Origin of the sequence: Streptococcus sp. 20925_1_69, assembly GCF_041432365.1 — a bacterium.
Taxonomy (GTDB): domain Bacteria; phylum Bacillota; class Bacilli; order Lactobacillales; family Streptococcaceae; genus Streptococcus.
This window is the reverse complement of the sequence record NZ_JAPVZL010000008.1, coordinates 19,461-38,237: the sequence shown is the minus strand read 5'-3', so window position 1 is coordinate 38,237 and position 18,777 is coordinate 19,461. Positions and strand designations below refer to the sequence as shown.

Annotated in this window: 17 protein-coding genes; 14 read left to right on the top strand and 3 right to left on the bottom strand. The window is 42.2% G+C overall.

What is annotated here, in order from left to right; all coding sequences use genetic code 11:
• Positions 1-981: a tRNA dihydrouridine synthase DusB gene (dusB, locus tag O3601_RS06580; protein WP_000183308.1), complete on the bottom strand. Its 981-nt coding sequence runs from the start codon at positions 979-981 to the stop codon at positions 1-3.
• Entirely contained in the window at positions 968-1,840 is an 873-nt protein-coding gene (hslO, locus tag O3601_RS06575) for an Hsp33 family molecular chaperone HslO (protein WP_261067986.1), read from the bottom strand. The genes dusB and hslO overlap by 14 nt, the downstream gene beginning before the upstream one ends.
• Before the next feature lie 164 nt (positions 1,841-2,004).
• Between hslO and O3601_RS06570 the strand changes: the two genes are divergently transcribed.
• The 13 genes from O3601_RS06570 (at position 2,005) to adcA (ending at position 16,142) form a co-directional block, all read left to right on the top strand.
• Complete coding sequence (locus O3601_RS06570; protein WP_371471895.1) at positions 2,005-3,432, top strand: helix-turn-helix domain-containing protein; 1,428 nt, start codon at positions 2,005-2,007, stop codon at positions 3,430-3,432.
• A 158-nt stretch (positions 3,433-3,590) separates the two neighbouring features.
• Entirely contained in the window at positions 3,591-5,099 is a 1,509-nt protein-coding gene (gene glpK, locus O3601_RS06565) for a glycerol kinase GlpK (RefSeq protein ID WP_261067984.1), read from the top strand.
• A gap of 147 nt (positions 5,100-5,246) precedes the next feature.
• Positions 5,247-7,073 (top strand): type 1 glycerol-3-phosphate oxidase, encoded by a 1,827-nt coding sequence (gene glpO, locus O3601_RS06560; protein ID WP_371471893.1) that lies wholly within the window; start codon positions 5,247-5,249, stop codon positions 7,071-7,073.
• 69 nt (positions 7,074-7,142) lie between these two features.
• Positions 7,143-7,847 (top strand): MIP/aquaporin family protein, encoded by a 705-nt coding sequence (locus O3601_RS06555; protein ID WP_371471892.1) that lies wholly within the window; start codon positions 7,143-7,145, stop codon positions 7,845-7,847.
• 229 nt (positions 7,848-8,076) lie between these two features.
• Positions 8,077-8,208, top strand: coding sequence for a teichoic acid D-Ala incorporation-associated protein DltX (locus O3601_RS06550; protein WP_000813667.1), 132 nt, complete (start codon positions 8,077-8,079; stop codon positions 8,206-8,208).
• A gap of 20 nt (positions 8,209-8,228) precedes the next feature.
• Positions 8,229-9,779 (top strand): D-alanine--poly(phosphoribitol) ligase subunit DltA, encoded by a 1,551-nt coding sequence (gene dltA, locus O3601_RS06545; protein ID WP_371471890.1) that lies wholly within the window; start codon positions 8,229-8,231, stop codon positions 9,777-9,779.
• Positions 9,776-11,020 carry a D-alanyl-lipoteichoic acid biosynthesis protein DltB gene (dltB, locus tag O3601_RS06540; RefSeq protein WP_261067980.1) on the top strand — a complete coding sequence of 415 codons (1,245 nt, stop codon included), beginning with the start codon at positions 9,776-9,778 and terminating at the stop codon, positions 11,018-11,020. The genes dltA and dltB overlap by 4 nt, the downstream gene beginning before the upstream one ends.
• Before the next feature lie 13 nt (positions 11,021-11,033).
• On the top strand, positions 11,034-11,273 hold the full coding sequence (dltC, locus tag O3601_RS06535) for a D-alanine--poly(phosphoribitol) ligase subunit DltC (RefSeq protein ID WP_000351967.1): 240 nt from the start codon (positions 11,034-11,036) through the stop codon (positions 11,271-11,273).
• On the top strand, positions 11,266-12,534 hold the full coding sequence (gene dltD / locus O3601_RS06530; protein WP_371471882.1) for a D-alanyl-lipoteichoic acid biosynthesis protein DltD: 1,269 nt from the start codon (positions 11,266-11,268) through the stop codon (positions 12,532-12,534). The genes dltC and dltD overlap by 8 nt, the downstream gene beginning before the upstream one ends.
• 149 nt (positions 12,535-12,683) lie before the next feature.
• On the top strand, positions 12,684-13,124 hold the full coding sequence (adcR, locus tag O3601_RS06525; RefSeq protein WP_001249314.1) for a zinc-dependent transcriptional regulator AdcR: 441 nt from the start codon (positions 12,684-12,686) through the stop codon (positions 13,122-13,124).
• Entirely contained in the window at positions 13,124-13,828 is a 705-nt protein-coding gene (locus O3601_RS06520; protein WP_001269496.1) for a metal ABC transporter ATP-binding protein, read from the top strand. The genes adcR and O3601_RS06520 overlap by 1 nt, the downstream gene beginning before the upstream one ends.
• A complete protein-coding gene (locus O3601_RS06515) occupies positions 13,821-14,627 on the top strand; it encodes a metal ABC transporter permease (RefSeq protein ID WP_000950030.1) in 807 nt (268 codons plus the stop codon). The genes O3601_RS06520 and O3601_RS06515 overlap by 8 nt, the downstream gene beginning before the upstream one ends.
• A gap of 9 nt (positions 14,628-14,636) precedes the next feature.
• Positions 14,637-16,142: a zinc ABC transporter substrate-binding lipoprotein AdcA gene (gene adcA, locus O3601_RS06510; RefSeq protein ID WP_371471880.1), complete on the top strand. Its 1,506-nt coding sequence runs from the start codon at positions 14,637-14,639 to the stop codon at positions 16,140-16,142.
• A 615-nt stretch (positions 16,143-16,757) separates the two neighbouring features.
• On the opposite strand, the gene O3601_RS06505 is transcribed toward adcA, so the two are convergent.
• Positions 16,758-17,615: a 5'-nucleotidase, lipoprotein e(P4) family gene (locus O3601_RS06505; protein ID WP_371471878.1), complete on the bottom strand. Its 858-nt coding sequence runs from the start codon at positions 17,613-17,615 to the stop codon at positions 16,758-16,760.
• Between the two features lie 262 nt (positions 17,616-17,877).
• Between O3601_RS06505 and O3601_RS06500 the strand changes: the two genes are divergently transcribed.
• Positions 17,878-18,762 (top strand): SPFH domain-containing protein, encoded by an 885-nt coding sequence (locus O3601_RS06500; RefSeq protein WP_025172052.1) that lies wholly within the window; start codon positions 17,878-17,880, stop codon positions 18,760-18,762.
• The last annotated feature ends 15 nt before the right edge of the window (positions 18,763-18,777 follow it).

Sequence of the window (18,777 nt, the reverse complement as noted above, 5' to 3'; positions counted from 1 at the left end):
TTAAGCCTTATCCAACTGCAAGAGTGCTTCAATCTCTGCTAGGGTGCTGGCTTGTGAAATAGCTCCACGGAGTTTGGCAGCGCCAGATGTTCCACGGAGGTAGTGAGGAGCAAGTCCACGAAACTCACGAACTGCGACATTTTCCCCTTTGAGGTTAATCAAGCGTTTCAAGTGTTCGTAGGCAATTTTCATCTTGTCTTCAAAGGTCAAATCAGGTAGGATTTCTCCTGTTTCAAAGTAGTGGTTGATTTGGTTGAAGAGGTAGGGATTTCCCATGGCAGCTCGACCAATCATGACTGCGTCAGCACCGACTTCTTCGATGCGTTGTTTGGCTTCTTGGACCGTGCGGATGTCACCGTTGGCGATGAATGGAATTTTTGTCAAAGCTTGAGCGACCTTGTGAAGGGTCTCAAGGTCTGCGTGGCCAGTATACATTTGCTCGCGAGTACGGCCATGCATAGCGAGGGCAGAAACACCTGCTGCTTCAGCAGCGAGGGCATTTTCTACTGCCAGAGACGGGTCAGCCCAGCCGGTGCGCATTTTGACAGTAAGGGGGATATCAAGGACAGATTGGACCTTATTGATGATAGAGTAGATCTTGTCTGGATCCTTGAGCCACATAGCGCCAGCTTCGTTCTTCACGATTTTGTTAACTGGGCAGCCCATGTTGATATCGACGATATCGGTTTTGGTGTTTTCTTGGATGAATTCTGCTGCGCGTGCTAGGCTGTCTTCATCGCTACCAAAAAGTTGGATAGAGACTGGGTTTTCGCCTTCATCGATATGAAGCATGTGCAGGGTTTTTTCGTTGTTGTATTGGATTCCCTTGTCAGATACCATTTCCATGACAACGAGCCCAGCTCCGAGCTCCTTTGCAATGGTACGAAAGGCTGAGTTGGTCACGCCAGCCATAGGCGCTAAAACGGTACGATTGGGAATCTCAACATTGCCAATCATAAAAGGTGTATTAAGATTTGTCACGAATGAGTTCCTCCAGGTCGTTTTCATCAAAGTTGTAAGTAGTTTGGCAGAATTGACAAGTGATTTCTGCCCCGTGGTCTTCCTCTTTCATTTCCTGTAAGTCTGAACTTGGAAGGCTAGCAAGAGCGTTCATAAAGCGATCATGGCTACAGTCACATTGGAAACGGATTTCTTCTTCAGAAAGACGCTTGTAGGCCTCGTCACCGTAGATTGCCTTGAGGAGGGCTTCGATATGGTCTTCACTTTCTAGAAGGGTTGAGATAGCTGGCATTTCTTGGATGCGTTTTTCAAAGCGAGCAATCTCTTCTTCCTTGGCTCCCGGCAAGACTTGAACTAGGAAACCACCTGCAACTTTTACCTTGTCTTCCTCGTCTAAAAGGACATTGAGACCGACTGCTGAAGGGGTCTGTTGACTTTCAGTCAGGTAAAAGGCAAGGTCTTCACCGATTTCCCCAGAGATGAGGGGAGTCATAGAGTTGTAAGGATTTCCAGTACCGTAGTCTGTGATAACGAGGAATTGACCATTTCCAACAAAAGGTCCGACTAGGACTTCACCAGTTGCAGTCTTTTTGATGTCAACACCTGGATTTTGAACGTAACCTTTGACGTTCCCCTTGGTATCAGCGACGGTGATGATAGCACCTAGAGAGCTAGATCCCAGCACCTTAACTGTAAGTTTGGTATTTCCTTTTTCATTGGCTGCGAGAATCTGGCTGGCGATAAGAGTTCGACCAAGCGCTACAGTTGAGCTAGCTTGGGTTTGGTGTTTTTCTTGAGCAGTACGGACGGTTTCTGTGCTGTCAAGGACAAAAGCACGAAAGGCTCCGCTTTCTGATATAGTTTTAATAATTTTATCCATAGCTACTATTTTAGCATAAAAAAGCCCAAAGGGGGAGCCGTGTGTTTGCTGATTTTCAGGATAATGGATCAGGAAATCAGCAGGTAAATAAAAAGAGAAACAGATTATTTCAGCATTTGTAAGATTTATGCTATGCTTAAGGTAGAAAATGAAAGGGGTAACAAATGTATTTAGGAGATTTGATGGAAAAGGCCGAATCTGGCCAATTTTCAATCCTTTCCTTTCTATTACAAGAGTCTCAGACGACTGTCAAGGCTGTAATGGAGGAAACAGGATTTTCAAAAGCAACTCTAACCAAATATGTCACCCTTCTTAATGAAAAGGCTTTGGATAGTGGCTTAGAGCTGAACATCTCCTTAGAAGATGAAAATCTGCGCCTGTCGATCGGTGCAGCTACCAAGGGGAGAGATATTCGGAGCTTGTTTTTGGAGAATGCTGTTAAATATCAGATTTTGGTCTATCTTCTCTACCACCAACAGTTTTTAGCCCATCAGCTGGCTCAAGAATTGATGATTAGTGAGGCTACGCTTGGTCGCCACTTAGCTGGTTTAAATCAGATTTTGTCAGAATTTGATTTATCCATCCAAAATGGACGTTGGCGAGGTCCAGAGCATCAGATTCGCTATTTCTATTTCTGTCTTTTCCGCAAGGTCTGGTCCAGTCAGGAATGGGAAGGCCACATGCAGAAACCAGAGAGAAAGCAGGAAATTGCTACACTAGAAGAAATCTGCGGTGCGAGTTTGTCTTCGGGGCAGAAGTTAGACTTGGTTCTCTGGGCTCATATCAGTCAACAACGTCTTCGGGTTAATGCCTGTCAGTTCCAAGTGATAGAAGAGAAAATGCGAGGGTATTTTGACAATATTTTCTATCTTCGTTTGCATCGAAAGGCTCCTTCCTTTTTTGCCGGGCAACACCTTCCTCTAGGAACTGAGGATGGGGAGATGATGATATTCTTCTCTTTCCTCCTATCTCATCGCATTCTTCCTCTTCATACTATGGAGTATATCCTTGGTTTTGGAGGACAGTTGGCAGATTTGCTGACGCAATTGATTCAAGAAATGAAGAAGAAGGAACTATTGGGGGACTATACAGAGGACCATGTCACCTATGAACTCAGCCAGCTTTGTGCTCAAGTCTATCTCTATAAGGGCTATATTTTACAGGACCGCTATAAGTACCAGTTAGGGAATCGTCATCCTTATTTGCTGATGGAACATGATTTTAAGGAGACGGCGGCGGAGATTTTTCATGCTTTACCTGCCTTTCAGCAGGGGACAGATCTAGATAAGAAAATTCTCTGGGAATGGCTCCAGTTGATAGAATATATGGCTGAAAATGGTGGTCAGCATATGCGGATTGGTCTGGATTTGACATCTGGTTTTCTTGTCTTTTCAAGGATGGCAGCCATTTTGAAACGGTATTTGGAATATAATCGTTTTATTACCATTGAAGCCTATGATCCTAGTCGGCATTATGATCTGCTGGTTACCAATAACCCGATTCATAAGAAGGAACAAACACCAGTCTATTATTTAAAAAATGATTTGGATATGGAGGATTTGGCAGCGATTCGTCAATTATTATTCACTTAAAAGGCTTGGTTGTTCCAGGCCTTTTTGTGAAATTCGCACAATCTCCTCATGTTTTTTTAAAAATTAAAAAAAGTTGATGAACAAGAAAGCGCTTTATTTTGTATACTAGTTACTGTAAAGAGGAGACATCCTCAAGATCATTATGAGGAGGACATCACATGTCACAAGAAAAATACATCATGGCTATTGACCAGGGAACAACAAGTTCTCGTGCCATTATCTTTAATAAAAAAGGAGAAAAAGTTAGCTCGAGTCAAAAAGAGTTTACTCAGATTTTTCCTCAAGCAGGTTGGGTTGAGCACAATGCTAATGAAATTTGGAACTCTGTTCAGTCAGTTATCGCGGGTGCTTTCATCGAAAGTGGTGTCAAGCCAAACCAAATCGAAGCAATCGGGATTACCAACCAGCGTGAAACAACGGTCGTCTGGGATAAGAAAACAGGACTGCCAATCTACAATGCCATCGTTTGGCAATCTCGTCAGACAGCACCTTTGGCTGAACAACTAAAAAGCCAAGGTTATGTGGAAAAATTCCATGAAAAGACTGGTTTGATCATTGATGCTTACTTCTCAGCAACTAAGGTTCGTTGGATTTTGGACCATGTTGAAGGTGCTCAAGAGCGAGCAGAAAAGGGAGAGTTGCTCTTTGGTACCATTGATACTTGGTTGGTTTGGAAATTGACTGACGGTGCGGCTCACGTGACGGACTACTCAAATGCAGCCCGTACCATGCTTTATAACATTAAAGAACTCAAATGGGATGATGAGATTTTGGAAATTCTCAACATTCCTAAGGCTATGCTTCCGGAAGTTCGTTCTAACTCTGAAATCTATGGTAAGACAGCTCCATTCCATTTCTACGGTGGACAAGTGCCAATCTCAGGTATGGCTGGGGACCAACAAGCAGCCCTATTTGGACAGTTGGCCTTTGAACCAGGTATGGTCAAGAATACTTATGGAACAGGATCTTTCATCATCATGAACACTGGTGAAGAGATGCAGTTGTCTGAGAACAATCTTTTGACAACGATTGGTTATGGAATCAACGGCAAGGTTTACTATGCCTTGGAAGGTTCTATCTTCATCGCAGGAAGTGCTATTCAGTGGCTTCGTGATGGTCTTCGCATGGTTGAAAATTCACCAGAATCTGAAAAATACGCTCGTGATTCTCACAATGATGATGAAGTTTATGTAGTTCCAGCCTTTACAGGACTAGGAGCACCATACTGGAACCAAAATGCTCGCGGTTCTGTCTTTGGTTTGACTCGTGGAACAAGTAAGGAAGACTTTATCAAGGCAACTCTTCAATCTATTGCTTATCAAGTGCGTGATATTATCGATACGATGCAGGTGGATTCTCAAACAGCTATCCAAGTCTTGAAAGTAGACGGTGGTGCAGCTATGAATAACTTCCTCATGCAGTTCCAAGCTGATATTTTGGGAATCGATATTGCACGCGCCAAAAACTTGGAAACAACAGCTCTAGGAGCAGCCTTCCTAGCAGGTTTGTCAGTAGGTTACTGGAAAGACTTGGATGAGTTGAAACTCTTGAACGAGACAGGAGAACTCTTTGAGCCATCTATGAACGAATCTCGCAAGGAACAACTCTACAAGGGCTGGAAGAAAGCTGTGAAAGCAACCCAAGTCTTTGCGGAAGTAGACGACTAATACTCAATGAAAATCAAAGAGCAAACTAGGAAGCTAGCCGCAAGCTGTACTTGAGTACGGTAAGGCAACGCTGACGTGGTTTGAATTTGATTTTCGAAGAGTATAATACTGGAAGAATAAAGCGACTCAGTTAGAAAGTGTGTAAATATGGAATTTTCAAAGAAAACACGTGAATTATCAATAAAAAAAATGCAGGAACGTACCCTGGACCTCTTGATTATCGGTGGAGGAATCACAGGGGCTGGTGTAGCTTTACAGGCAGCAGCTAGTGGTCTAGATACTGGTTTGATTGAAATGCAGGACTTCGCAGAAGGAACATCCAGCCGTTCAACAAAATTGGTTCACGGAGGACTACGTTACCTTAAGCAATTTGATGTAGAAGTGGTATCAGATACGGTTTCTGAACGTGCAGTGGTTCAACAAATCGCACCACACATTCCAAAACCGGACCCAATGCTCTTGCCAGTTTACGATGAAGATGGAGCGACCTTTAGCCTCTTCCGTCTCAAAGTAGCCATGGATTTGTACGACCTTTTGGCAGGAGTTAACAACACACCAGCTGCAAACAAGGTTTTGAGCAAGGAAGAAGTCTTGGAACGTCAGCCAAACTTGAAGAAAGAAGGTTTGGTAGGAGGTGGGGTTTACCTTGACTTCCGTAACAACGATGCACGTCTCGTGATTGAAAACATCAAACGTGCCAACCAAGACGGTGCTCTCATTGCTAACCACGTGAAGGCAGAAGGCTTCCTCTTTGACGAAAGTGGCAAGATTACAGGTGTTGTAGCTCGTGATCTCTTGACAGACCAAGTCTTTGAAATCAAGGCCCGTCTGGTTATTAACACAACAGGTCCTTGGAGCGACAAAGTACGCAATTTGTCTAATAAGGGAACCCAATTCTCACAAATGCGTCCAACTAAGGGAGTTCACTTGGTAGTGGATTCAAGCAAGCTCAAGGTTTCACAGCCAGTTTACTTTGACACAGGTTTGGGTGATGGCCGTATGGTCTTTGTTCTCCCACGTGAAAACAAGACCTACTTTGGTACAACTGATACAGACTACACAGGCGATTTAGAACATCCAAAAGTGACTCAAGAAGATGTGGATTATCTACTTGGTATTGTCAACAACCGCTTCCCAGAAGCAAACATTACCATTGATGATATCGAAAGTAGCTGGGCAGGTCTTCGTCCATTGATCGCAGGCAATAGCGCTTCTGACTACAATGGAGGAAATAACGGTACAATCAGTGATGAAAGCTTTAACAACTTGATTGCGACTGTTGAATCTTATCTCTCTAAAGAAAAAACGCGTGAAGATGTTGAGTCTGCTGTCAGCAAGCTTGAAAGCAGTACCTCTGAGAAACATTTGGACCCATCTGCAGTTTCTCGCGGTTCTAGCTTGGACCGAGATGATAATGGTCTCTTGACCCTTGCTGGTGGTAAAATCACAGATTACCGTAAGATGGCTGAAGGAGCTATGGAGCGCGTGGTTGACATCCTCAAAGCAGAATTTGACCGTAGCTTTAAACTCATCAACTCTAAGACTTACCCTGTTTCAGGTGGAGAATTGAACCCAGCAAATGTAGACTCAGAAATCGAAGCCTTTGCGCAACTTGGAGTGTCACGTGGTTTGGATAGCAAGGAAGCTCACTATCTGGCAAATCTTTACGGTTCAAATGCACCGAAGGTCTTTGCCCTTGCTCACAGCTTGGAACAAGCACCAGGACTCAGCTTGGCAGACACCTTGTCACTTCACTATGCAATGCGCAATGAGTTGGCTCTTAGCCCAGTTGACTTCCTCCTTCGCCGTACCAACCATATGCTCTTTATGCGTGATAGTTTGGATAGCATCGTTGAGCCAGTTTTGGATGAAATGGGACGATTCTATGACTGGTCAGAAGATGAAAAAGCAGGCTACCGTGCGGATGTCGAAGCAGCTCTTGCTAACAATGATTTAGCAGAATTAAAAAATTAAGAAAAAGGAAAAGAGGTGGAGGGCAGCATTCCTTGTCGCCCACTCCTTCTTTTTAATGGAGACAGAAAGATGATGAATGAATTATTTGGAGAATTTTTGGGGACTTTAATCCTGATTCTTCTAGGAAATGGTGTTGTAGCAGGTGTGGTTCTTCCTAAAACCAAGAGCAACAATGCAGGTTGGATTGTGATTACTATGGGTTGGGGGATTGCAGTTGCGGTTGCAGTATTTGTATCTGGCAAGCTCAGTCCAGCTCATTTAAACCCAGCTGTGACCATCGGTGTGGCCCTAAAAGGTGACTTACCTTGGGCATCAGTATTCCCTTATATATTAGCCCAGTTCGCAGGGGCTATGCTGGGTCAGATTTTGGTTTGGTTGCAATTCAAACCTCACTATGAGGCAGAAGATAATGCAGGAAATATTTTGGCTACTTTCAGCACAGGACCAGCTATCAAAGATACTGTATCAAACTTGATTAGTGAAATCCTTGGAACCTTTGTTTTGGTGTTGACAATCTTTGCTTTGGGACTTTATGATTTTCAGGCAGGTATCGGAACCTTCGCAGTGGGGACTTTGATTGTCGGTATCGGTCTTTCACTAGGTGGGACAACAGGTTATGCCTTGAACCCTGCGCGTGACCTTGGACCTCGTATCATGCACAGTATCTTGCCAATTCCAAACAAAGGAGACGGAGACTGGTCTTATGCTTGGATTCCAGTTGTAGGACCTGTTATCGGTGCAGCATTAGCCGTTCTTGTGTTCTCGCTTTTCTAATCTAGAAAATAATTATTCTGATAGAGCTTGAGATGAACATCTCAGGCTTTTTTCTTTTGAAATATACATAGAAAAACCGCATAATTCTTAAAATAAACTGAAATCTACTGAAAACATATGGTAAACAATTGAAAAAATACTATATAAAGTGGTACAATGGTAGAAAAATAAGCTAGTAAGAATCACTCTTATTTTAGCGAAAAATTACAGAAATGAATGGTTTTTCTTGATGAAACAGAGAAAAGAATTGTACCTCTTTCTTGGTCGGACAGCCTTGTATTTTCTTATCTTTCTAGGGCTGCTTTACTTCTTTAGCTATCTTGGTCAGGGTCAAGGAAGCTTTATCTATAATGAATTTTAACTTGAAGGAGAATCCCTATTGTGTCAAATAAACCAATAGCAGATATGATTGAAACCATTGAGCATTTTGCTCAGACACAGCCTAGCTATCCTGTTTACAATGTTTTGGGGCAGGAACACACTTATGGCGATTTGAAGGCTGATTCGGATAGTTTGGCTGCAGCCATTGACCAACTAGGCTTGCCTGAGAAGTCTCCTGTGGTCGTTTTTGGTGGCCAAGAATATGAAATGTTGGCAACATTTGTAGCACTGACTAAGTCAGGTCATGCCTACATTCCGATTGATAGCCATTCGGCCTTGGAGAGAGTTTCGGCTATTTTAGAAGTAGCAGAGCCAAGCTTGATTATTGCCATCTCAGATTTTCCATTGGAGCAGATTTCTACGCCAATGATGACTTTAGCTCAGGTTCAAGAAGCCTTTGCTCAAGGGACTAGCTATGAGATCACGCATCCAGTCAAGGGCGATGATAACTACTACATTATCTTTACTTCTGGTACGACTGGTAAGCCTAAGGGAGTGCAGATTTCACATGATAACCTCCTCAGCTTTACCAACTGGATGATTACGGACAAGGAATTTGCGACGCCAAGTCGTCCGCAAATGCTGGCTCAGCCACCTTATTCATTTGACCTGTCCGTCATGTACTGGGCGCCAACCTTGGCATTAGGTGGTACGCTTTTTGCTCTTCCTTCAGCCATCACTCAGGACTTTAAGCAACTCTTTGCGACCATCTTTTCATTGCCAATCGCTATCTGGACATCAACCCCTTCTTTTGCAGATATGGCCATGTTGTCTGAAGACTTTAATAGTGAGAAAATGCCTGACATCACGCATTTCTACTTTGATGGTGAAGAATTGACGGTCAAAACAGCTCAAAAACTGCGCGAGCGTTTCCCAAATGCCCGTATTATCAATGCTTACGGTCCAACAGAAGCGACAGTGGCCCTGTCAGCAGTTGCCGTGACAGATGAGATGCTAGCGACTCTCAAACGTCTACCAATCGGCTATACCAAGGCTGATTCTCCAACCTTTATCATTGACGAGGACGGCAATAAATTGCCAAATGGCGAACAGGGAGAAATCATTGTTTCTGGGCCAGCTGTTTCAAAAGGATATATGAACAATCCTGAAAAAACAGCGGAAGCCTTCTTTGAGTTTGAAGGACTGCCAGCCTATCACACAGGCGATGTGGGAACCATGACAGATGAAGGCTTGCTTCTCTACGGCGGACGCATGGACTTCCAAATTAAGTTCAACGGTTACCGCATTGAGTTAGAAGATGTCTCTCAAAATCTTAATAAGTCTCGCTATATCGAGTCTGCTGTCGCAGTACCGCGTTATAACAAGGACCACAAGGTGCAAAATCTATTGGCTTATGTCATATTGAAAGACGGTGTTCGTGAGCAGTTTGAGCGTGATATCGATATTACTAAGGCCATCAAGGAAGATTTGACAGACATCATGATGTCCTACATGATGCCGTCTAAATTCCTTTACCGAGACAGTTTGCCACTGACTCCAAATGGAAAGATTGACATCAAAGGATTGATCAACGAGGTGAACAAGAGATGATGGAGTTCTTTCAACAGCTTCCTCATTTAGAGCCATATGGGAATCCTCAGTATTTTGTCTATGTGATTGCTGCAACCTTGCCCATCTTTATCGGTCTCTTTTTCAAGAAACGCTTTGCCTGGTATGAAGTACTGGTTAGTCTCTTCTTTATCGTCACCATGTTGGTAGGTGGGAAGACCAATCAATTAGCTGCCTTGGGTATTTATCTGTGCTGGGAAATATTGCTCTTGCTATTCTACAAGCACTATCGAAAAAGTAAGGATGGCAAGTGGGTCTTCTACCTAGTTAGTTTTCTGTCCCTCCTTCCGATTATCTTTGTCAAGGTGCAACCAGCTATCAATGGAACGCAGTCTTTGCTTGGATTTTTAGGAATTTCTTACCTGACTTTTCGTTCGGTTGGGATTATCATCGAGCTGAGAGATGGAGTGATTAAGGATTTTACCCTCTGGGAATTCCTTCGTTTCCTTCTCTTCATGCCGACTTTTTCAAGTGGTCCAATCGATCGCTTTAAGCGATTTAATGAAAATTACCAGACCATTCCTGAGCGAGATGAGTTGATGGATATGCTGGATGAATCTGTTCGCTATATCATGTGGGGCTTTTTGTATAAGTTTATCCTAGCTCATGTTTTAGGAGAGACCTTGTTGCCTCCTCTGAAGAATCTAGCCTTGCAGTCAGGTGGCTTCTTTAATCTCTATGCCTTGGCAGTCATGTATACCTTTGGTCTGGAGCTCTTCTTTGACTTTGCAGGTTACTCTATGTTTGCCTTAGCCGTTTCAAATTTGATGGGAATTCGTAGCCCTATCAACTTTAACAAACCTTTTTTATCAAGGGATTTAAAGGAATTTTGGAATCGTTGGCATATGAGTCTCTCTTTATGGTTCCGTGACTTTGTCTTTATGCGAATGGTCATGGTATTGACCAGAAAGAAGGTCTTTAAAAATCGCAATGTAACCTCAAGTGTGGCCTACGTTGTCAATATGCTAATCATGGGATTTTGGCATGGAGTGACTTGGTACTACATCGCCTATGGACTCTTTCATGGACTGGGCTTGGTGATCAATGATGCCTGGATTCGCAAGAAAAAAACGCTCAATAAGGAACGGAAAAAAGCAGGGAAGGCTTCCCTACCTGAGAATCGCTGGATTCAGTTGCTTGGCATGGTTGTCACCTTCCATGTCGTCATGCTGTCATTCTTAATCTTTTCTGGATTTTTGAATGATTTATGGTTTAAAAAATAAAAGGAAATAAAATATGGATATCAAATCAGAAGTTATCGAAATTATTGATGAGTTGTTTATGGAAGATGTTTCTGACATGATGGATGAAGATCTTTTTGATGCAGGTGTCTTGGATAGTATGGGAACGGTTGAATTAATTGTGGAGATTGAGAACCGTTTTGACATTCGTGTCCCTGTAACAGAGTTTGGTCGCGATGACTGGAATACAGCTAATAAAATCATAGCTGGTATTGTGGAGCTACAAAATGCTTAAACGCTTATGGATGATCTTCGGACCGGTCTTGATAGCTGGTTTGTTGGTTTTTCTGCTCATTTTCTTTTATCCTACTGAGATGCATCATAATCTAGGAGCTGAAAAGCGTTCAGCGGTGGCTACTACTATCGATAGTTTTAAGGAGCGAAGTCAAAAAGTCAGAGCACTATCTGATCCAAATATGCGTTTTGTTCCCTTCTTTGGCTCTAGTGAATGGCTTCGTTTTGACGGTGCTCATCCTGCGGTATTAGCTGAGAAATACAATCGCTCCTACCGTCCTTATCTTTTAGGACAGAGGGGAGCTGCATCGCTTAACCAGTATTTTGGAATGCAACAGATGTTGCCACAACTGGAGAATAAACAAGTTGTGTATGTTATCTCACCTCAGTGGTTCAGTAAAAATGGCTATGAGCCAGCAGCTTTTCAGCAGTATTTTAATGGAGACCAGTTGACCAGTTTTCTGGAACATCAATCTGGAGATCAGGCTAGCCAATATGCGGCGACTCGCTTACTACAGCAGTTTCCCAACGTAGCTATGAAGGATTTGGTTCAGAAGTTGGCAAGTAAAGAAGAATTGTCGACAGCAGACAATGAAATGATTGAATTATTGGCTCGGTTTAATGAACGCCAAGCCTCCTTTTTTGGTCAGTTTTCGGTTAGAGGCTATGTCAACTACGATAAGCATGTAGTTAAGTATTTAAAGACCTTGCCAGACCAGTTTTCTTATCAAGCTATAGAAGATGTCGTTAAAGCAGATGCTGAAAAGAATACTTCCAATAATGATCTGGGAATGGAAAATTATTTCTATAATACGCAGATTAAGAAGGATTTGAAGAAATTAAAGGACTCTCAGAAAAGCTTTACCTATCTCAAGTCGCCAGAATATAATGACTTGCAGTTGGTTTTAACACAGTTTTCTAAATCTAAGGTCAACCCGATTTTTATCATTCCACCTGTTAATAAAAAATGGATGGACTACGCTGGTTTACGAGAGGATATGTACCAACAAACGGTGCAGAAGATTCGTTACCAGTTAGAAAGTCAAGGGTTTAACAATATAGCAGATTTTTCTAAGGACGGCAGGGAGCCTTTCTTTATGAAGGACACCATTCACCTTGGTTGGTTGGGCTGGTTGGCTTTTGACAAGGCAGTTGATCCTTTCCTATCCAATCCCACACCAGCTCCGACTTACCATCTGAATGAGCGCTTTTTCAGCAAAGATTGGGCGACTTATGATGGAGATGACAAAGAATTTCAATAGATAATATAGAAGAGTTCAAGAATGAAACTAGTTTTCACGTTTTTTCTTGACTCTTTTTTTGCTTGTGATATAATTAACTGGTAAACAAAATGTCAAATAATAGTATTTTTCTCTTAAAAAAGAGAAGTCTAAAAGGAAAGGAGTCAGATATGAGACAGCTAGCGAAGGATATCGATGGCTTTTTGAATGAGGTGATTTTGCAGGCAGAAAATCAGCATGAAATCCTAATAGGTCATTGTACTAGCGAGGTGGCCCTGACCAATACCCAGGAGCATATCCTCATGCTTTTATCAGAGGAATCTTTAACAAATTCAGAGTTGGCTCGTCGTCTCAATGTCAGTCAGGCGGCAGTTACCAAGGCTATTAAGTCTTTGGTCAAGGAAGGAATGTTGGAAACATCTAAAGATCCTAAAGATGCGCGTGTGATTTTTTATCAATTGACTGACTTGGCTCGTCCAATTGCTGAGGAGCACCATCATCACCATGAGCATACGCTTTTAACCTATGAACAAGTGGCGACTCAGTTTACTCCAAATGAACAAAAAGTGATTCAGCGGTTCTTGACTGCTTTAGTAGGAGAAATCAAATAATGAGATATATTACGGTAGAGGATTTATCCTTCTATTATGATAAGGAGCCCGTTCTTGAACATATCAATTATAGTGTTGATAGTGGGGAATTTGTTACCTTGACTGGGGAAAATGGAGCGGCTAAAACGACACTCATCAAGGCCAGTCTTGGAATTCTCCAACCACGCATTGGTAAGGTAACCATTTCAAAGACAAATACGCAGGGTAAGAAATTGAGAATAGCCTACCTTCCTCAACAGATTGCCAGTTTTAATGCAGGTTTTCCAAGTACGGTTTATGAATTTGTCAAGTCGGGTCGTTATCCGCGAAAGGGCTGGTTCCGTCGCTTGAATGCTCATGATGAGGAGCATATCAAGGCTAGTTTGGACTCAGTTGGTATGTGGGAACATCGAGACAAACGCTTGGGGTCTCTATCTGGAGGACAAAAGCAGCGAGCGGTGATCGCGCGTATGTTTGCCTCTGACCCAGATGTATTTATCCTAGATGAGCCGACAACGGGGATGGATGCAGGAAGTAAAAATGAATTTTACGAACTCATGCACCACAGCGCCCATCATCATGGCAAGGCTGTTTTGATGATTACCCATGACCCTGAAGAAGTTAAGGACTATGCGGACCGCAATATTCATCTAGTCCGTAACCAAGACTCGCCATGGCGTTGTTTCAACGTTCATGAGAATGATCAGGAGGTGGGCCATGCTTAGTTTGTTATCTTATGACTTTATGCAGCGTGCCTTTCTGGCGGTTATTGCTATGAGTCTTTTCTCGCCAGTATTGGGAACCTTCCTTATCTTGCGCCGTCAGAGTTTGATGAGTGATACCCTCAGTCACGTCTCGCTTTCGGGTGTAGCTTTTGGTCTGGTCCTAGGGATTTCTCCGACTATTTCAACTATTGCTATTGTCTTGATTGCGGCGGTCTTTCTGGAGTATCTCCGTACGGTTTACAAGAGCTTTATGGAAATCGGGACAGCTATCCTCATGTCAACAGGACTGGCTGTTTCTCTGATTGTCATGAGCAAGGGCAAAAGTTCTAGTTCTATGAGTTTGGACCAGTATCTTTTTGGTTCAATCGTGACTATCAGTGAAGAGCAGGTTATTTCCCTCTTTGTCATTGCGGCGGTTGTTTTGATTTTGACCTTCCTCTTCCTTCGTCCGATGTACATTTTGACCTTTGATGAGGATACGGCCTTTGTGGATGGCTTGCCAGTTCGTACCATGTCCATTCTTTTTAACATGGTGACGGGGGTGGCCATTGCCCTTATGATTCCAGCAGCAGGAGCTCTTCTGGTATCGACCATTATGGTCTTGCCAGCTAGTATTGCCCTGCGTCTGGGGAAAAACTTTAAATCGGTCATGTTGCTTGCCAGTGCTATTGGATTTTTGGGAATGGTAGCAGGGCTTTACATTTCCTACTATGCAGAAACACCTGCAAGTGCAAGTATTACCATTATTTTTGTAACTGTCTTTTTACTCATCAGTTTAGTAAGACGTTTTATCAAATAGGAGACGAACATGAAAAAAATTAGCTTATTGCTAGCCAGTCTATGTGCCTTGTTTTTAGTGGCTTGTTCCAATCAAAAGCAAGCAGATGGCAAATTAAATATCGTGACAACCTTTTATCCTGTCTATGAATTTACCAAGCAAGTCGCAGGAGATACGGCTAATGTAGAACTCCTAATCGGTGCTGGTACAGAACCCCATGAATATGAACCATCTGCCAAGGCGGTTGCTAAAATCCAAGATGCAGATACCTTCGTTTATGAAAATGAAAACATGGAAACATGGGTACCTAAATTGCTAGATACTTTGGATAAGAAAAAGGTCAAAACCATCAAGGCGACAGGCGATATGTTGCTTTTACCAGGTAGCGAGGAAGAAGAGGGAGATAATGACCATGGAGAAGAAGGCCATCACCATGAGTACGATCCCCATGTTTGGTTATCACCAGTTCGTGCCATTAAACTTGTAGAGCACATCCGTGATAGCTTGTCAGCAGATTATCCTGATAAAAAAGAGACCTTTGAAAAGAACGCATCTGCCTATATCGAAAAATTACAAGCCTTGGATAAGGCTTATGCAGAAGGCTTGTCTCAAGCCAAACAAAAGAGCTTTGTAACGCAACACGCAGCCTTTAACTATCTCGCTTTAGACTATGGGCTCAAACAAGTCGCTATCTCAGGACTTTCTCCAGATGCAGAGCCATCAGCTGCACGTCTGGCAGAATTGACAGAGTACGTCAAGAAAAATAAAATTGCTTATATCTACTTTGAGGAAAATGCTTCACAAGCCCTTGCTAATACACTTTCAAAAGAGGCAGGTGTCAAAACAGATGTCCTCAATCCTTTGGAAAGTCTGACAGAAGAGGACACCAAGGCTGGTGAAAACTATATTTCCGTGATGGAGAAAAATCTCAAGGCTCTAAAACAAACAACAGACCAAGAAGGCCCAGCAATCGAGCCTGAAAAGGCAGAGGATACCAAGACAGTCCAAAATGGTTACTTTGAGGATGCAGATGTCAAGGATCGCACCTTGAGTGACTATGCAGGTAGCTGGCAATCAGTTTATCCTTTCCTTGAAGATGGAACTTTGGATCAGGTCTTTGACTACAAGGCTAAGTTGACAGGTAAGATGACTCAGGCTGAGTACAAGGCTTACTATACAAAAGGCTACCAGACAGATGTGACTAAGATTAACATTACTGATAACACTATGGAATTTGTTCAAGGTGGACAAAGCAAGAAATACACTTACAAGTATGTGGGTAAGAAAATTTTGACTTACAAGAAAGGTAATCGTGGCGTGCGCTTCCTTTTTGAAGCCACAGATGCGGATGCTGGACAGTTCAAGTATGTTCAGTTTAGCGACCACAATATCGCCCCAGTTAAGGCAGAACATTTCCATATCTTCTTTGGAGGCACAAGCCAAGAAGCCTTCTTTGAAGAAATGGATAACTGGCCAACCTACTATCCAGATAACCTATCTGGCCAAGAAATCGCCCAAGAAATGTTGGCGCATTGATGAGAAATCGACTAGTTCATAGGAGCTAGTCGGTTTTTAGATATTAGATGGCTAACTTCATTATAGACCTTTCCAGAACTGTAAAAAATAAATAAAGCTCTTGAAATATCTGGACCTGTATGTTAGAATAAACTCGATAGGCAAGGTTCATTAGAACACCAAAGCCCCTAACTATGCCAGTAGTTAAGGGCTTTTTTGACGTATCTTGGAGATTTAACGGGTGTTGATAGGCTAGTCACTCGGTCTGCTTCTTACCATCTAGCCATTTGCAAACGAAATACAAGATAATTCCTGCGAAGACGTCTGCTATAATAGTAAGAACGAGCTCTATGATAAGGCTCTCACGAACCGTAAGGAACGTAATCGGTAACCGATGACAAAAATAGTATACCACAATAAATTTAGCTCATCAACCTCACTTAATGCTTGAAATACAGGGTCTAGGCGACAAAGTCTTTAAAATCAAAAAACGTATAGTATCAGATGTATAAAAGCTTGATGTTATATCAATTATAAAAGTGGATAGGAAAGTTTTCTGATTATCAGAATTCCTTCCTATCCACTTTTTGAAGATTGTAAGCTAACTTTATCTTATGTAGAATCAGCTTATTTGTTTTATTTATCAAAACCTTGCAAGGCTTTTTGGCGTTCTTCTACTTGACCTTTAGCATCTAGTTTGTTACCACCGTATACAGCTGATTCCCATGATCCGTACATTGGATTTGGGAAGATGATGAATTTTTCACCGAATTCTTTTTGCAATTCTTCAAGTTGTTTATCACGGTCAGATTCAGAAGTCTTAGAAAAATCTGCAAAGTCTACGAGGTTATCACCAAACAATAAGATAAGATTTGTTTTTTCTTGAACTTTTTGGCGACGACCTTCTTTGGATTTTACACCACTTTCTAAGAACATGAGATGATCACGTCCTTGAACAGGAATTCCTTCACTTTCAAGATTTTTAATAGTAGCATCTACTTGATTAGCTGAGCGGTCAGAAATATAGTAGATTTGGACACCGTTTTGATCGGCAAACTGAAGAAAATCTTTGGCACCTGGGACGGCTTTTGCTGAAGCTTTTTGAACCCAAACATCCCAATTTTCGGGTGTGAATGCTGTACCGTCTTTGACATTTTGTACTTGATAAGGGCTATTATCTAGGACAGTTTCATCCAAGTCTAAAACGATAGAGTAAGGTTTGTCTGATTCTGTTTTGAGCAATTCCTTTAGGTGATTTGTTGCAACGTTATAACCCTGTATGTATAAAGCTTTAGTTTCAGCTGATTTTTGGTACCAAAGGGTTGACATAGTGTTTTCTCTTGACCGTAGTTGGTCATATGTCATTGTAATTTGATTATCAGATGAGCTATTATTGCTTGTCTGTGTTTCTGTGGACTTTGTTGCACAACTAGCCAATAAGGCGACAGAAGCAAGTGTAGAAAGGATTGTAACAGTAGTTTTTGCTGTTTTCATGAAATATCTCCTATTCATTCATTCATTTCAATAAATAGTATAGCACGAGGGAAAAGTTAAGGCAAGTTATTCTCTGAATATGGATGAAGATTCTATAGAAGATAATGTAATGAAAAAAAGCGATTACTAACTTGAAATGTGGTTTCACCTCTAATTATTGACATTTCAGGAAAAATCGCAGTAAAAATTACACAGCCTTCTTTAAATGTGCTATAATACAGGAAAAATAATAATGGAGGTCACGATAATGGCAACATTTTTGATGATTTTTGTGGTGGTTTGTGTGCTCCTATTGGTGATAGTCACACTGAGTACAGTTTATGTGGTTCGTCAGCAGTCGGTGGCGATTATTGAACGCTTTGGGAAATATCAAAAGGTTGCCAATAGCGGTATTCATATTCGCTTGCCTTTTGGAATTGACTCGATTGCAGCGCGGATTCAGTTGCGCTTGTTGCAAAGCGATATTGTGGTTGAGACCAAGACCAAGGACAATGTGTTCGTTATGATGAATGTAGCGACCCAGTACCGTGTCAATGAGCAGAGCGTAACAGATGCCTACTATAAACTCATGCGTCCAGAATCTCAGATTAAATCTTATATCGAAGATGCTCTTCGCTCTTCCGTTCCCAAATTAACCTTGGACGAATTGTTTGAGAAAAAAGATGAGATTGCCCTTGAGGTTCAACACCAAGTAGCGGAAGAAATGACAACTTACGGTTATATTATCGTGAAAACCTTGATTACCAAGGTCGAACCTGATGCAGAAGTTAAGCAATCCATGAATGAAATCAATGCGGCGCAACGTAAGCGGGTCGCAGCGCAAGAATTGGCGGAAGCCGATAAGATTAAAATCGTCACTGCAGCTGAAGCCGAAGCAGAAAAAGACCGCCTTCATGGTGTGGGGATTGCCCAACAGCGTAAGGCGATTGTGGATGGATTGGCAGAGTCTATCACAGAACTCAAGGAAGCCAATGTTGGTATGACAGAAGAACAAATCATGTCCATCCTCTTGACCAACCAGTATTTGGATACTTTGAATACTTTTGCTGCAAAAGGCAATCAAACCATCTTTTTACCAAATACGCCAAATGGTGTGGATGATATTCGTACACAAATCTTGTCAGCCCTCCGTGCTGAGAAGAAATAATAGACTAAAGAGCTT

Coding starts and splice junctions, on each gene's coding strand:
- O3601_RS06515 (WP_000950030.1), top strand. CDS start 13,821: ATGCTTAGTTTGTTATCTTATGACTTTATGCAGCGTGCCTTTCTGGCG.
- O3601_RS06520 (WP_001269496.1), top strand. CDS start 13,124: ATGAGATATATTACGGTAGAGGATTTATCCTTCTATTATGATAAGGAG.
- adcA (WP_371471880.1), top strand. CDS start 14,637: ATGAAAAAAATTAGCTTATTGCTAGCCAGTCTATGTGCCTTGTTTTTA.
- dltC (WP_000351967.1), top strand. CDS start 11,034: ATGGATATCAAATCAGAAGTTATCGAAATTATTGATGAGTTGTTTATG.
- O3601_RS06505 (WP_371471878.1), bottom strand. CDS start 17,615: ATGAAAACAGCAAAAACTACTGTTACAATCCTTTCTACACTTGCTTCT.
- hslO (WP_261067986.1), bottom strand. CDS start 1,840: ATGGATAAAATTATTAAAACTATATCAGAAAGCGGAGCCTTTCGTGCT.
- O3601_RS06500 (WP_025172052.1), top strand. CDS start 17,878: ATGATTTTTGTGGTGGTTTGTGTGCTCCTATTGGTGATAGTCACACTG.
- O3601_RS06570 (WP_371471895.1), top strand. CDS start 2,005: ATGTATTTAGGAGATTTGATGGAAAAGGCCGAATCTGGCCAATTTTCA.
- O3601_RS06555 (WP_371471892.1), top strand. CDS start 7,143: ATGATGAATGAATTATTTGGAGAATTTTTGGGGACTTTAATCCTGATT.
- glpO (WP_371471893.1), top strand. CDS start 5,247: ATGGAATTTTCAAAGAAAACACGTGAATTATCAATAAAAAAAATGCAG.
- glpK (WP_261067984.1), top strand. CDS start 3,591: ATGTCACAAGAAAAATACATCATGGCTATTGACCAGGGAACAACAAGT.
- dltD (WP_371471882.1), top strand. CDS start 11,266: ATGCTTAAACGCTTATGGATGATCTTCGGACCGGTCTTGATAGCTGGT.
- dltB (WP_261067980.1), top strand. CDS start 9,776: ATGATGGAGTTCTTTCAACAGCTTCCTCATTTAGAGCCATATGGGAAT.
- adcR (WP_001249314.1), top strand. CDS start 12,684: ATGAGACAGCTAGCGAAGGATATCGATGGCTTTTTGAATGAGGTGATT.
- O3601_RS06550 (WP_000813667.1), top strand. CDS start 8,077: ATGAAACAGAGAAAAGAATTGTACCTCTTTCTTGGTCGGACAGCCTTG.